16 protein-coding genes are annotated in these 14416 nt (G+C 52.2%); 13 read left to right on the top strand and 3 right to left on the bottom strand.

Annotation, left to right across the window (positions count from 1 at the left end; translation table 11 throughout):
- Window positions 1-315: 315 nt before the first annotated feature.
- The 12 genes from L4D19_RS26745 to mgtE all read left to right on the top strand — a co-directional run bounded on the left by L4D19_RS26745 (window position 316) and on the right by mgtE (window position 9805).
- Complete coding sequence (locus tag L4D19_RS26745; RefSeq protein ID WP_160652274.1) at window positions 316-1281, top strand: calcium/sodium antiporter; 966 nt, start codon at window positions 316-318, stop codon at window positions 1279-1281.
- Window positions 1282-1295: 14 nt separating this feature from the next.
- Window positions 1296-2267: a KpsF/GutQ family sugar-phosphate isomerase gene (locus L4D19_RS26740; RefSeq protein ID WP_428454932.1), complete on the top strand. Its 972-nt coding sequence runs from the start codon at window positions 1296-1298 to the stop codon at window positions 2265-2267.
- The gene (gene kdsC / locus L4D19_RS26735) at window positions 2267-2818 is read left to right on the top strand and encodes a 3-deoxy-manno-octulosonate-8-phosphatase KdsC (RefSeq protein WP_160652279.1); all 552 of its coding nucleotides are present in this window, start codon (window positions 2267-2269) and stop codon (window positions 2816-2818) included. Before L4D19_RS26740 ends, kdsC begins: the two co-directional genes overlap by 1 nt.
- Window positions 2815-3378, top strand: coding sequence for an LPS export ABC transporter periplasmic protein LptC (gene lptC / locus L4D19_RS26730; RefSeq protein WP_428454931.1), 564 nt, complete (start codon window positions 2815-2817; stop codon window positions 3376-3378). The genes kdsC and lptC overlap by 4 nt, the downstream gene beginning before the upstream one ends.
- A complete protein-coding gene (gene lptA / locus L4D19_RS26725) occupies window positions 3359-3862 on the top strand; it encodes a lipopolysaccharide transport periplasmic protein LptA (RefSeq protein WP_075762393.1) in 504 nt (167 codons plus the stop codon). The genes lptC and lptA overlap by 20 nt, the downstream gene beginning before the upstream one ends.
- Window positions 3863-3871: 9 nt before the next feature.
- Window positions 3872-4597 (top strand): LPS export ABC transporter ATP-binding protein, encoded by a 726-nt coding sequence (gene lptB, locus L4D19_RS26720; RefSeq protein WP_160652285.1) that lies wholly within the window; start codon window positions 3872-3874, stop codon window positions 4595-4597.
- A gap of 110 nt (window positions 4598-4707) precedes the next feature.
- Window positions 4708-6195: an RNA polymerase factor sigma-54 gene (locus tag L4D19_RS26715; protein WP_160652288.1), complete on the top strand. Its 1488-nt coding sequence runs from the start codon at window positions 4708-4710 to the stop codon at window positions 6193-6195.
- Window positions 6196-6222: 27 nt separating this feature from the next.
- Window positions 6223-6510, top strand: a complete 288-nt coding sequence (gene hpf / locus L4D19_RS26710; RefSeq protein WP_075762396.1) for a ribosome hibernation promoting factor — start codon at window positions 6223-6225, stop codon at window positions 6508-6510.
- Between the two features lie 2 nt (window positions 6511-6512).
- Window positions 6513-6962 carry a PTS IIA-like nitrogen regulatory protein PtsN gene (gene ptsN / locus L4D19_RS26705; protein ID WP_075762397.1) on the top strand — a complete coding sequence of 150 codons (450 nt, stop codon included), beginning with the start codon at window positions 6513-6515 and terminating at the stop codon, window positions 6960-6962.
- 40 nt (window positions 6963-7002) lie between these two features.
- Window positions 7003-7854 (top strand): RNase adapter RapZ, encoded by an 852-nt coding sequence (rapZ, locus tag L4D19_RS26700; protein WP_160652291.1) that lies wholly within the window; start codon window positions 7003-7005, stop codon window positions 7852-7854.
- The gene (locus L4D19_RS26695) at window positions 7851-8126 is read left to right on the top strand and encodes an HPr family phosphocarrier protein (RefSeq protein WP_428454930.1); all 276 of its coding nucleotides are present in this window, start codon (window positions 7851-7853) and stop codon (window positions 8124-8126) included. The genes rapZ and L4D19_RS26695 overlap by 4 nt, the downstream gene beginning before the upstream one ends.
- 320 nt (window positions 8127-8446) lie before the next feature.
- Complete coding sequence (gene mgtE / locus L4D19_RS26690) at window positions 8447-9805, top strand: magnesium transporter (protein ID WP_075762400.1); 1359 nt, start codon at window positions 8447-8449, stop codon at window positions 9803-9805.
- 142 nt (window positions 9806-9947) lie between these two features.
- Here mgtE and pmbA read toward each other — a convergent pair whose 3' ends face one another.
- The gene (gene pmbA, locus L4D19_RS26685) at window positions 9948-11291 is read right to left on the bottom strand and encodes a metalloprotease PmbA (RefSeq protein WP_075762401.1); all 1344 of its coding nucleotides are present in this window, start codon (window positions 11289-11291) and stop codon (window positions 9948-9950) included.
- 228 nt (window positions 11292-11519) lie between these two features.
- On the opposite strand from pmbA, the gene yjgA reads away from it, so the two are divergent.
- Window positions 11520-12044, top strand: a complete 525-nt coding sequence (gene yjgA, locus L4D19_RS26680; protein WP_428454929.1) for a ribosome biogenesis factor YjgA — start codon at window positions 11520-11522, stop codon at window positions 12042-12044.
- 79 nt (window positions 12045-12123) lie between these two features.
- Here the strand turns inward: yjgA and tldD are convergent, their stop codons facing one another.
- Entirely contained in the window at window positions 12124-13569 is a 1446-nt protein-coding gene (gene tldD / locus L4D19_RS26675; protein ID WP_428454928.1) for a metalloprotease TldD, read from the bottom strand.
- Between the two features lie 22 nt (window positions 13570-13591).
- Window positions 13592-14410 (bottom strand): carbon-nitrogen hydrolase family protein, encoded by an 819-nt coding sequence (locus L4D19_RS26670; protein ID WP_428454944.1) that lies wholly within the window; start codon window positions 14408-14410, stop codon window positions 13592-13594.
- Window positions 14411-14416: the final 6 nt, after the last annotated feature.

Raw genomic sequence — 14416 nt, 5'->3', positions numbered from 1 at the left:
CAGGCATCGATCATAGGTACATTACGCAACCAACTCAAGACGAGAACTGTAAGATCTGTGCAATTTCATTGTCTCGCCCTAAGTTCATAATGTGGCGCCCAACATATTGTTTTTTGCTATTGCTGGCAACAATATAAGACAAATCGCGACATTCAGTTACCCGGCTATTTTGGGTAAAGAATGGGACAAGGTACGACAAGAACTTCTTGCTCGGCTCAATTTGTCGCGGCTTTTCCTTTCTTTTTAGTCAGCGAACCGTCAAAATTGCCCCCCTAACCTCTATATAAAATAAAGATTGACGAAAAAGGGATAAGAATGCTCGAAGCCATTGTGTTGCTCTGTATCGGTTTGACTCTACTGGTATGGAGTGCAGACCGACTCGTTTTTGGCGCCGCTGCGTTGGCAAAAAATCTCGGTGTAGCACCATTAGTCATAGGAATGACCATTCTTGCCATGGGCTCTTCGGCACCTGAAATGATGGTTTCGGCAACAGCGGCGCTTGAGGGCAAAACCGACACCGCCGTGGGTAATGTCCTGGGCTCTAACATTGCCAATATCGCGCTTATCCTTGGCCTGACAGCCCTGATTAAACCACTGGCGATCAGCTCCGGTATCATCCGCCGCGAGCTTCCCCTGATGATGGTAGTCACTCTTCTCGCTGGCGCGTTGCTCTGGGACAGCCACCTCGGCTTCATCGAAGGTGTACTGCTCGTGGTGCTGTTCGTCATCTTTCTGCTGGTAATGCTAAAAATAAGCCGAAACGCCAAGGACGCCGGCGATCCGCTTGCCGATGAGCAAGAGTCGGAAATCCCTGAAGGCGTCAGCAACAAAGCCGCCTTGGTTTGGGTTCTGATCGGCCTGGTCCTGCTCCCTTACGCGGCGAGCATGCTGGTCGACTCTGCCGTCACGATTGCCAAGTACTTCGGCATGAGCGATCTGGTCATCGGTCTGACCATCATTGCTATCGGCACCAGCCTGCCGGAACTTGCCGCTTCTATCGCCAGCATCTATAAAGGCGAGGACGATATGGCCGTCGGCAATATCATCGGCTCCAACGTATTCAATATTCTTGCCGTCATGGGGATCCCGGGCCTTCTCAACCCTTCGGTGCTCAGCCCGCTGGCGATGGGGCGCGATTTTTACGTCATGCTTGGCGTATCGGTACTTCTGGTGTTGATGGCATTAGGAAAACGTCGCAGAATCAACCGAGTGGAAGGCGCTGTGCTGGTTTGCTGCTTTGTCGCCTATCAAGTTTATCTGTTTTATAATCTAGCGGCTTAACGGAGACCCGAGCTATGCCTGATACGTTTGATTATTGCGATTTTGGCCGCAAAGTTATCGACATCGAAACCAAAGCCTTACAGAACCTGGCCCAGTATATCAACGGCAGCTTCAGTGAGGCTTGCCATCTCATTGCCAGCTGTACCGGGAAGGTCATTGTGATGGGAATGGGCAAGTCTGGCCACATCGGCAACAAAATTGCCGCCACGCTGGCCAGCACCGGAACCCCGTCATTTTTTGTTCACCCGGGTGAGGCCAGTCACGGTGATTTGGGGATGATCAAAAAAGGCGATGTCGTGCTCGCGATTTCCAACTCGGGCGAAGCATCAGAGATCCTGACCCTGCTGCCAGTTATCAAACGTTTGGGGATCCCGCTAATCAGTATGACGGGCAAACCTGAATCCAGCATGGCCAAGCTGGCGCAAACCCACCTGCAAATCACCGTTGAACAGGAAGCCTGCCCGCTGAACCTGGCACCGACGTCCAGTACAACCGCGACATTGGCCATGGGGGATGCCCTGGCAATTGCCCTGATGAAAGCCCGTGGTTTTACCGCCGATGACTTCGCGCTATCCCATCCAGGCGGTGCACTGGGCCGTAAATTGCTGCTGCGAATTGCCGATGTGATGCACACCGGTGAGATGCTGCCGATTGTCACCGAGCAGGCTACGATTAAAGACGCCTTGCTGGAAGTCTCCCGCAAGGGGCTGGGAATGACGGCGATTATCGACAGCAAGCACAAGCTCAGTGGCGTATTTACCGATGGTGATTTGCGTCGCCTGCTGGATAACCGAGTCGACATCCACAATACCACCATCGGCGAGGTCATGACCCGCAAGCCGGCAACAATCTCGCCCCAAGTCCTGGCCGCGGAAGGGTTGAAGCTCATGGAAGACCGTAAAATCAGCGGTCTGCTGGTCACTGAAGACGAGCGCCTTGTTGGCGCCTTTAATATGCACGATCTGCTAAAAGCCGGAGTCATGTGATGCAAATCGAAACTATTTATGGTCCGGTCTGTCAAACCGTCTATCAGCAGGCAAAAACTATCCAGTTACTGATCTGCGATGTTGACGGTGTTTTTTCCGATGGCCGGATTTACATGGGCAATGACGGCGAAGAATTGAAAACGTTCCATACCCGTGACGGATACGGTATCAAGTCGCTAATGGCCGCCGGGGTCGAAATTGCCATTATTACCGGCCGCAAGTCAGCCATTGTCGAAAACCGTATGTCGGCACTGGGTATCAAGCATGTATACCAAGGGCAGGACAACAAGCTGGCCGCCTATGCCGATATCGAGAAAAACCTGGGTATCGACCCGGCCCATACCGCCTATATCGGCGATGATCTGATAGACTGGCCGGTCATGGAAAAAGTCGGATTGTCTGTGTGCGTGGCAGACGGACATCCGCTGCTCGCTCGCCGTGCTGACTTTGTCACCCGGATCCAGGGCGGATTTGGCGCCGTGCGCGAGGTCTGTGACTTGATCCTTGAAGCAAAAGGCGAATTAGATAAACATAAAGGCTTAAGTATATGACCTTGAAAAGGCTATTCTATGCATTGCTATTGCTCTTATGTGCATGGACTGGCTACTACCTGCTGGAAAAGCAATGGCGGGATGATGTTCAGGTGGAGCCCGACGCAGAAAAGCCGCTGTTCACCGGCAATACCGTCGTCAACACCTCGTTTAACGAGTCTGGTCTGCGCAGCTATCAGATAGATTCTGAGTATTTGGAACATTTTAGCAAAAGTGGCGATACCGACTTTGTCGAACCCGTGCTGTGGGTGTATCGCGATGGTACCGAAACCGAATGGCGTATCAGCTCAAACACCGCCAGGCTGGACAAGAACCAGGTACTGCAAATGACGGGCAATGTCCGTATTTTTAACCTGTTGCCAGAATCTGCCGTCAAAACGATCCAGACGGAAAGCCTGCGGCTTGACCTGATCAGCAAAGATTTCGACACTCCCGACCCAGTACTCATTACCGGTACGGCATTCCAGAACCAAGGCACGGGGATGAAGGGAAACATTGAGCGCAGTGTGGCGACCTTATTAAAAAATGTAAAAGGTAGATATGAAGCTTTACAAAATTAGTACCCTGCTCTGCCTTTGTATCAGTGCATCAAGCTGGGCATTAAGTAACGATACAGAGCAGCCGATTTATATTAATTCTGACAACCAACAGCTCGATATTCAGAAAAATATCGTTACCTTCACCGGCAATGTGGTGTTACGTCAGGGCAGTATTGATATCCGAGCCGACAAGGTCGTGGTAACACGTCCGGCAGGCACCGAAGGCAAAGAGACCATCGATGCCTATGGCAACCCTGCGACTTTCCACCAGGTGATGGATGACGGCAAACCGATTGACGGTGCCGCCCGTAAAATGCGCTATGAAACGGCGACCGAATTCCTCAAGATGACTGACGAGGCTATCTTGATCCAGGAAGGCAGCGAAATTCAGGGCAAGGTCATCAGCTACAAGATTGACGAGCAGAAGCTCGTTGCAGAAAGTGGCAAGAAGAAGCGCGTTACCACCATTTTGCAGCCTAACCAGCTGAACAGTAATAAGAAATAAGCGACAATTATGGCAACGTTAAAAGCAGAACATTTAGCTAAAAGCTATAACGGCCGTAAAGTCGTTTCAGACGTCAGCCTGGAAGTGCATTCAGGCAAGATAGTCGGCTTGCTGGGCCCCAACGGTGCAGGTAAAACTACGTCTTTTTATATGATTGTCGGTCTGGTTGCACGGGACGAGGGCACCATTACCATTGACGGGAAAGATATCAGCCTGCAACCAATGCACAACCGCTCAAGAATGGGGATTGGCTACCTGCCGCAGGAAGCCTCCATTTTCCGTAAGCTGACGGTTCACGATAACCTGATGGCGGTCCTGCAGACGCGCAAGGAGCTCAGCAAGAGCGAGCGCCAAGATAAATTAGAAGAATTGTTGGATGAATTCCACATCCAGCACATTCGTAATAGCCTAGGCATGGCATTATCAGGAGGTGAGCGTCGTCGGGTTGAAATCGCCCGGGCTCTGGCCGCCAACCCTAAGTTCATTTTGCTTGATGAACCTTTTGCCGGGGTCGATCCGATATCTGTGATCGATATCAAAAAGATCATCGAACATTTACGTGATCGCGGGCTAGGTGTACTGATCACCGATCATAATGTCAGAGAGACACTTGATGTCTGTGAACATGCTTACATCGTGAGCCAGGGGCAGCTTATCGCCCACGGTTCGCCGAGTGATGTTCTTAACGATGAGCACGTAAAACGAGTCTATCTGGGCGACCAGTTCCGTCTATAGTTATTTATAAGGACGTACCAGGGGCCAATGGGTAAAGGCTTGATGACTGCTGATGTTAAAGCCGTCGTTGGCACCACAACAAAAGATAACAACAAGGTACATACGCATATATGAAAACCTCGCTCCAGCTCAAACTAGGTCAACAACTGGCAATGACGCCACAGTTGCAACAAGCCATTCGCCTGTTGCAATTATCCACCTTGGATCTCCAGCAGGAGATCCAGGAAGCGCTGGACGCAAACCCGCTGTTGGAGCTGGATGAGAATAGCAATGAAGCCACGCCGACCACCGAGGAAAACAAGGCGGACGGACAGGACAGCGGTGAAATCTCAGCTCAGGAAGGGGAATCAGGCAGCGATCCGGAGCCTTTTGATACCTCGGAAGTTATTGAGCAGCGCGAAATGCCGGAAGATCTTCCTGTCGATACCACCTGGGATGATGTCTACAGTGCCGGCACCGGCAGTACCGGCATCGCCATCGATGATGATATGCCCGTCTACCAGGGTGAAACGACCGAGAGCCTGCAAGACTACCTTATGTGGCAGGTACAGCTGACACCTTTCACCGAGACCGACTTGACTATCGCCACGGCAATTATTGATGCGGTTGATGACAAGGGCTATCTCACCTGCTCCGCCGACGAGATCCTCGAAAGTCTGGGCAATGAAGAGGTTGAGCTTGACGAGGTCGAAGCCGTCCTAAAACGGGTACAGCAGTTTGACCCGCTCGGGGTTGCCTCGCGCAACCTGCAGGAGTGCTTGTTGCTGCAGCTCGCCACCTTCCCGGAAGACACTCCCTGGTTGAATGAAGCCAAAATCCTTCTCAACCAGCATATCGATTTGCTGGCAAACCGAGACTATCGCCAGCTGATGCGCGAGACCAAGCTCAAAGAAGCCGAGCTTAAAGCGGTCATGCAGCTGATCCATGATCTGGACCCTCGTCCGGGCAACCGGGTTGTTGCCTCCGAAACCGAATATGTGGTGCCGGACGTTTCCGTCTTCAAGGATCACGGCAAATGGATCGTGACCATCAACCCCGATAGCGTCCCGCGTATCCGTGTTAACCAACAATATGCGGCCTTAAGCAAAAACACCCGCAACAGTGCTGACAGCCAGTTCATCCGAACGCATCTGCAGGATGCCAAATGGCTAATCAAAAGTCTTGAAAGCCGCAACGAAACGCTGCTGAAAGTCGCCCGCTGCATTGTTGAACACCAGCAGGACTTCTTTGAATATGGCGAGGAAGCCATGAAGCCGATGGTGCTCAATGATATTGCACTGGCAGTGGACATGCATGAATCGACGATCTCCCGTGTGACGACGCAAAAATATATGCACACCCCACGCGGGATCTTTGAATTGAAGTATTTCTTCTCAAGTCACGTTAGTACGGATAATGGCGGAGAGTGCTCTTCGACCGCTATTCGGGCACTGGTGAAGAAACTGGTTGCCGCTGAAAATCAGGCGAAGCCACTAAGTGACAGTAAAATTGCGACATTGCTGGCGGAACAAGGCATCATGGTAGCACGGCGAACTATCGCCAAATACCGTGAATCGCTAGGTATTCCGCCGTCTAATCAGCGAAAACGTCTGCTCTAGTCAGACGCCAACAGAAGGAAGATGTCTATGCAAATTAATCTCACAGGGCACCATGTCGAAATTACCCCGTCTTTACGTGATTACGTAAATACCAAATTCGATAAGCTGGAACGCTTTTTTGATAAGATTAATAATGTCCATGTGATTCTGAATGTTGAAAAATTGCAGCAGGTCGCAGAAGCGACCTTGCACATTAACGCAGGGGAAATCCACGCGAAAGCGGATTCAGAAAATATGTATGCCGCTATTGACGCATTAACTGATAAACTGGTCCGTCAATTAAATAAACACAAAGATAAACTCAATAGCCACTGATCATGCAACTGAGTACTGTATTGAGCCTGGACTGCACCAAGAGTGCAGTTCACTGCTCCAGCAAAAAACGCGCTCTGGAAATCATCAGCGAAATCGCCGCCGAGCATCTAGACCAGAATCCCCAGCCGCTGTTTGAGTGTATGCTCAACCGCGAAAAGATGGGGAGTACGGGCATCGGCAACGGTATCGCGATTCCCCATGGACGGATCAACAACAGTGATCAGGCCATTGCCGTCCTGATCCAGTGTCAGGATCCCATCCAGTTCGATGCCATAGACAACCAGCCGGTCGATTTGCTCTTTGCCCTTCTCGTTCCGGATGCCCAATGCAAAGAGCACCTGAAAACCCTGTCTAGCATGGCTGAAAAGCTAAGTAACAAACAAGTCTGTAAACAGCTACGCACCGCAAAAAGCGATGAAGAGCTTTATCAAATCCTCACCTGTGATTCATAATGATCACCACTTCACTCCCGTTATTTAAGGTATGCCAGCCATGAAGTTAATGGTCGTAAGCGGACGTTCCGGCTCAGGAAAATCAATAGCCCTGCGGGTATTGGAAGATCTGGGCTATTACTGCGTTGATAACCTACCGGTCAACCTGCTGCCCCAGCTTGTCAGCACGGTAAATAGCGACCAGCAGGATATCGCAGTGAGCATCGATGTTCGCAATATGCCCGACGAGCCTGAAGAGATCCGTAAAACACTGGATTCTCTCGGTGACGAGCTGGACGTCAATGTGATCTACCTGGATGCCGATGATAAAGAGCTGGTTAAGCGCTACAGCGAAACCCGCCGCCTGCACCCGTTGTCCCGGGACAACATGAGCCTGGAGCAGGCCATTCAATCGGAGAGTGAGCGTCTGGCAGAGCTCAAGGCACATGCCGACCTGGTCATAGATACCACCAACCAGTCCATTCACGATCTCAGCGAAACCGTTCGCTCCCGTGTCCTGGGCCGCGATGCGCGTGAGCTGATCATGGTATTTGAGTCGTTCGGCTTCAAGCACGGTATACCGACGGATGCCGACTACGTCTTTGATGTGCGCTTTTTGCCCAATCCCCACTGGGTTCCCGAGCTCAAGCCTTTGACCGGCCTGGATCAGGGCGTAAAAGAGTATCTCTCCGGGCACCCGGAAGTGACTCAGCTGACTTACCAGATCCGTAACTTTATCGAGACCTGGCTACCGATGCTGGAAAAGAACAACCGTAGCTACCTGACGGTTGCCATTGGTTGTACCGGCGGTCAGCACCGTTCTGTCTATATCGCCCAGCAGTTGGCTGAGCATTTTCGCTATGAAGGCCACCAGATCCAGGTTCGCCACCGCACGCTGGAAGCAAAGTCATGACCATCCTGAGCCGGCAGTTATTTATCAAAAACCGTCTGGGCCTGCATGCCCGGGCCGCTATCAAACTGGTTGAGCTGGCACAAAGCTTCGAGTCCACTGTCACTATCAGCAATGACGAAAAAAGTGCGACAGCCGATAGCGTAATGGGACTGTTGATGCTCGAATCGGCCCAGGGCCAGCAGATCTGCGTCAGCGCCGACGGCAGTGATGCCGAAGCCGCATTATCGGCGGTGTCCGAGCTGATAGAAGCTGGCTTTGACGAAGAAAACTAGTTGCCCCGGTGAAGTTAACTTCGCCAATTGGGCTGTGAACAAGAATGATTGTGAGTGCATTTAATCCGAACTAAACCATAATCATTCTTTTCCTGCCAATCCCTGCAATTCCTCTTGCAGATTAAATCTTTATTTCCTCTCAGATCTGGTGAGACAACCACTACACTATTACGTTAAAATTCAGCTTATTGCGCCGTCAGACCAAACTAAGCAGACCAAGCTAAACAGTCAGCAATGCCTTCTTGGCATTCTCTGTTCACCTCAATCACCAGTTCAGGGTATGGCGGCCGGCATCAGAGTAATTTGGGGTACCACGACCAATGGCGGATGTATTAGAACAAGATCAGACGCATCAGACGCTGCAAGAAGTTAATCAAGCGCTTGAAAACGGCATGTTTGTCCATGTCCGCCGAATGCTCCAGGATATGGAGCCGGAGGATATCGCTCACCTGCTGGAAGCCTCTCCGCCCAAAGAACGCCAGGTCTTATGGCAGCTGACCGATCCCGAAGAGCAGGGTGAAATCCTCGATGAACTGTCGGAAGATGTAAAAGACGGCATCGTCGCACAGATGGAACCAGAAAAACTGGCGGCCGTCACCGAGGGGATGGAAACCGATGACGTTGCCTATGTCCTGCGTAGCCTGCCTGATGACAAGTATCAGGAAGTACTGGCGCAAATGGATGCCACCGACCGTCACCGGGTAGAAAAGGCGCTGGCCTACCCGGAAGAAACGGCCGGCGGTATGATGAGCACCGACTTTATCACCATCCGCGGCGATGTTACCGCCGATGTCGTCTTGCGTTACCTGCGTATGAAGGGAGAACTCCCTGAAGCCACCGATGCCCTGTATGTTGTTGATCAAAATGAACAACTCATCGGTAGCCTGTCGCTATCAACGCTGATCACGACCCAGTCGGATATCGAAATTCAGGAAGTCATGGATGATGCCGACGAGGCCATCTCAGTCGAGATGGATGACAGCGAAGTGGCCAATCTCTTTGAACGTCGTAACTGGCTGTCGGCCCCGGTCATCGATACAGACAACCACCTCGTCGGTCGTATCACCATTGATGACGTCGTCGATATCATCCGTGAAGATGCCGAACATACCATGATGAGTATGGCGGGTATGGAAGATGACGAAGACACCTTTGCTCCCGTTATGAAATCCGCCCGACGCCGTAGTATCTGGCTGGGCGTCAACGTACTGGCAGCACTGGCCGCGGCTTCCGTGTCCAATATGTTCGAAGACACGCTGGATAAAATGGCAGCCATCGCGATCCTGATGACAATCGTCCCGTCAATGGGTGGTGTCGCCGGTAACCAGACCGTCGCCCTGGTGATCCGGGGCCTGGCCGTCGGCCATATCGGTGAAACCAACACCCGCTGGCTGCTCAGCAAGGAAGCCCGTGTCGGCCTGATTAACGGTGTGCTCTGGGCTGCCATCATTGGCGGTGTGGTGGTGTTGTGGAAAGGCAACCTGATACTCGGGCTCATCATTGCAGGCGCGATGATGACCAACCTGCTGGTTGCGGGCATTGCCGGAGTGTGTGTACCTATTTTGCTGAAAAAACTCAATATCGACCCGGCACTGGCTGGCGGGATGGCTCTGACCACTATCACCGATATTATCGGCCTGTCGGTCTTTTTGGGGCTGGCGACAGTATTCCTTGTCTAAAGGTGTTAAGTCGCGAGTGACGAGATAAAACCGCTCCTCCCCCCCTTATTTAAGGGGGAGGCTGGGAGGGGGTTGATTACTACCAACCCCTACAACCCTCCCCTTAACAAGGGGAGGGAACTCAAACCTTCAACAAAAGCGACTATTCGCCTGCGATTTTCATCGTATCCAGCAACATCGAGCCGGTCTGGATCTGGCTTCGGGTTTCGGTATCGGTACCAATGGCGACGATATTCTGCATCATATCCTTCAGGTTACCGGCAATAGTCACTTCACTGACCGGGAACTGAATCTCACCGTTTTCTACCCAGAAACCAGCCGCACCGCGCGAATAGTCACCAGTGACTATATTAACGCCCTGACCCATCAGTTCTGTCACCAGCAAGCCGCGATCCATTTTCTTCAGCATCTGGCTATAGTCTTCACCCGTGGACTTAACCTGCCAGTTATGGATACCTCCGGCGTGCCCGGTTGGTTGTCGGCCCAGTTTACGCGCGGCGTAACTGGTCATCAGGTAGGTCTGTAAGATCCCGTCCTGAATGATTTCGCGATCATGTGTCGCCAGACCTTCGCTGTCGAAAGGCGTACTTGCCATTCCTCTCAGGATATGTGGCCGCTCGCTGATGTTCATCCATTCAGGGAAGATCTGCTCACCCAGCTTATCCAGCAGGAAAGAAGACTTGCGATACAGGTTCGAACCGCTGATCGCCATTACCAGATGGCCAAATAGCCCGGTAGCGATATCGGCCGCAAACATCACCGGCGCCTCGCGCGTCGACAACTTCTGCGGATCGATCCGTCCTACCGTACGTTCTGCGGCATGTTGACCAACCCGCTCAGGCAGCCACAAGTCGGAGGCTCGACGGGCCGTGGTATAACTGTAATCTCGCTCCATCTCGCCATTCTTGCCCTCGGCAATCACACAGCAGCTGGTGCTGTGACGGCTTGAGGCATAGCTGGCCAGCATACCGTGGCTATTGCCATAGACACGAACACCGTAATGGCTGTCATAGCTTGCACCGTCACTCTGTTTGATACGGGGATCATAATCAAGCGCCGCCTGCTCGGCCTGAATAGCTATCGCCGCAGCATGATCGGGCTCCGGCTCGTCAGGATGGAACAGGTCAAGATCGGGAATATCCTTGGCCATCAGCTCTTTCGGGCCCGGTCCCGCAAAGGGGTCTTCAGACGTGTAACGAGCGATATCTAGCGCTGCTGCGACAGTTTGGGCTATCGCACTCTCGCTGAGATCCGAGGTTGAGGCACTGCCCTTACGCTGACCGCGATAAACAGTGATCCCCAATGCCCCGTCACTATTAAACTCCACATTTTCGACGTCACACATGCGTGTCGACACACTGATACCCGTCGTTTTGTTAATAGCAACCTCGGCAGCATCAGCCTGCTTGCCTGCCAGCTCCAACGCTTTGGCAACCGCCGCTTCAAGTTCTACACGCTGCTGCGCAACCTGTTCTCTTACGTCCATATCTTTACTTACTCAGAGAATGACAACCATTTCATGGCGTTACTTTAAGCACGCTAACGTGGCTTAATGAAATGAAGATCATGAAAATAATCAGCAGCACAACAGCAAACGCTGATAAGTGCCCTATTTAGTATTACATATAGGATAACACCGCCTGTAAGGAATTTGCGCCCCAAATCATGTTTAAACTGATAAAATAGAGCCATTACCTTCTTTAGTGAGCCTATTATGAGCCGTAAAAACCAAAAAGCCCCGTGGGAAGAGGAAGAAGAAATCATCTGGGTCAGCAAGTCCGAGATGAAACGCGACATGGAAGCCCTGCAAAAAGTCGGGGAGGAGCTTGTCGAGCTTAAACCCAATGCGCTGGCGAAAATTCCGCTGGACGAAGATCTTCTGGAAGCTGTCAAAGATGCGCAGCGCTTCAAGAACGAAGCCCGCCGCCGTCAGTTACAGCGAATTGGCAAGCTGATGCGTCAGGTCGATGTCGAGCCTATCCAGGCTGCATTGGACATGCTGCGCAACAAGCACTCGCAGGCAACGGTTGCCCTGAAAAAGCTGGAGCAAAAACGCGACAAGCTGATCGAGAACGGTGACAGCATGATCAATGCCATCATGGTTGACCATCCTGACGCCGATCGCCAGCATCTGCGCCAGCTTGTTCGTCAGGCGAACAAAGAAAAAGCGCAAAACAAGCCGGCCAAGGCATACCGTGAAATCTTCCAGTACCTCAAAGCGCTGTACCTGGAAGACTAGAAACTGTTCAAACCGGTACCATAAAAAATGCCAGCACTTCCGTGCTGGCATTTTTATATTTCCCTTTCCCGCTGTAGCGCTACTGCGTACCACCGACAGTCATGGAGTCTACCTTCAGCGTCGGCTGACCGACACCGACCGGCACACTCTGGCCCGCTTTGCCGCAAACGCCGACACCGCGGTCGATATCCAGATCATTACCGACCATAGAGACCTGCTGCATGGCTTCAATACCGCTGCCAATCAGGGTCGCTCCCTTAATTGGGCGTGTCACCTTACCGTTTTCTATCAGGTAGGCTTCCGAGGCCGAGAAGACAAACTTGCCCGAGGTAATATCTACCTGGCCGCCGCCAAAGTTAGGGGCATAGATCCCCTGCTTGACGCTGGCAATGATCTCTTCCGGCGTATGCTGACCCGGCAGCATATAGGTATTGGTCATACGAGGCATCGGCAGATGGGCATAGGACTCGCGGCGACCGTTCCCCGTCGGTGCAACGCCCATCAGGCGCGCATTGAGCTTGTCCTGCATATAGCCTTTGAGCTTGCCGTTTTCTACCAGTACATTATACTGGCCCGGTGTGCCTTCATCATCGATGTTAATCGAACCCCGGCGATCCACCAGCGTACCGTCATCGACGATGGTACACAGCGGCGAGGTCACCTGCTCGCCCATATGGCCGGCAAACATGGACGAGCCCTTACGGTTAAAGTCACCTTCCAGACCATGGCCCACCGCTTCATGCAGCAGTACGCCAGGCCAGCCTGCACCAAGTACTACCGGCATGGTGCCTGCAGGTGCGGCGTCAGCATCGATGTTGACCAGCGCCTGGCGAATCGCCTCATCGGCATAATTCAGTGCAATGGATTTACCATTTTCTTCACTGAGGAAGTATTCATAACCATAGCGGCCACCGCCCCCGGCACTGCCGTGCTCACGCTTGTCACCCTTCTCAATCAGGATGCTAATGGATAAACGAACCAGCGGACGAATATCCGCCGCATAGGTACCGTCCAAGGCAGCGACCAAGACCTGCTCGTAGACGCCATTGATACTGACGGACACTTCCTTGACCAAAGGCTCTTTGGTTCGAATATATCGGTCAATCTCTTCAAGCAAGGCAATCTTCTGGTGCTTGTCAAAACTACCCAACGGATTAACCGGCGCATATATTCCGGAGGCGGTAACAGGGCTAAAGGCCTGAGTTTTGCCATTCCCGCCCGCGCGGACAATGCCCCGGGCAGCTTTGGCACTCTGGTTCAGTGCCAGCTGGTTGATCTGATCAGAATAGGCAAAGCCGGTCTTCTCGCCAGCAACGGCTCGAACCCCTACACCACGGTCAATGTTGAATGAGCCATCTTTGATAATGCTGTCTTCCAGCACAAGCGATTCATGCCAACAGGACTGAAAGTAAATGTCAGCATAGTCCACGTCCCGGGCTGCAATCAGCCCCAGCGTTTGGCTTAATTCATCACGTCCCAGGCCTGACTGAGTCAGCATGGTATTTTCTACTGTTTCCAGAGTCATTTACTTTGCTCTTCTAAGATACCTACCGCTGATGCACGCCCAGACGAGCATGCTTCAGCACTGGCATATTTGTTCTGATGGTCTGGCTTAAATTTAAATCCAGATCGGCTGTCAATACACCGGTTCCCTGTTGTTGACAGGCGACTACCTGCCCCCACGGATCAATAATCATCGAATGACCCCAGGTTTCCCGGCCTTCATTGTGCTCGCCCCACTGGGCTGCTGCGACAATCCAGCACTGCGTCTCCACAGCTCGAGCACGTAATAGTACATCCCAATGCGCCTTGCCGGTCACCTTGGTAAACGCGGCAGGGACCACAATGATATCGGCCCCCTGCTCTCTCAAAGCGGTATATAGCTGCGGAAAGCGAATATCATAACAGATTGATAATCCAATATTTCCAAAAGGCGTCGGCACGACTTTGATTTCTCGTCCCGGCTGGAACGTATCAGACTCGCGGTAGCTATGATGTTGATCTGCAACCTCGACATCAAACATGTGCAACTTATCGTAAGATGCCTGACACTGCCCCTCGTCATCAAACAGCAACGCGGTGGTGGTGATGGCCCCGTCAGTTTGCCGGATCGGCATTGAGCCTATCAGCAACCAGATCCCGAGCTGCCGGGTCAGCGCCGACAGGGCTTCCTGTAAGGGCCCCTCGCCCAGAAGCTCGGCATGGCGTTGATAGTCCTCACGAGACCCAAAGACCAGACAGTTCTCCGGGGTGACGACCAACTTTGCCCCTTGTAGCTGCAACCCTTTAAGCTTTTTCTTCAGCTGCCGCAAATTGGCTTCAGGATCCGCGCCTGAATTCATTTGTACAACGCCCACTTTTGCCATCATTTA

Origin of the sequence: Photobacterium kasasachensis, from assembly GCF_050336885.1 — a bacterium.
Lineage (GTDB): Bacteria > Pseudomonadota > Gammaproteobacteria > Enterobacterales > Vibrionaceae > Photobacterium > Photobacterium kasasachensis.
This window is presented reverse-complemented; position numbering and strand designations above follow the sequence as displayed.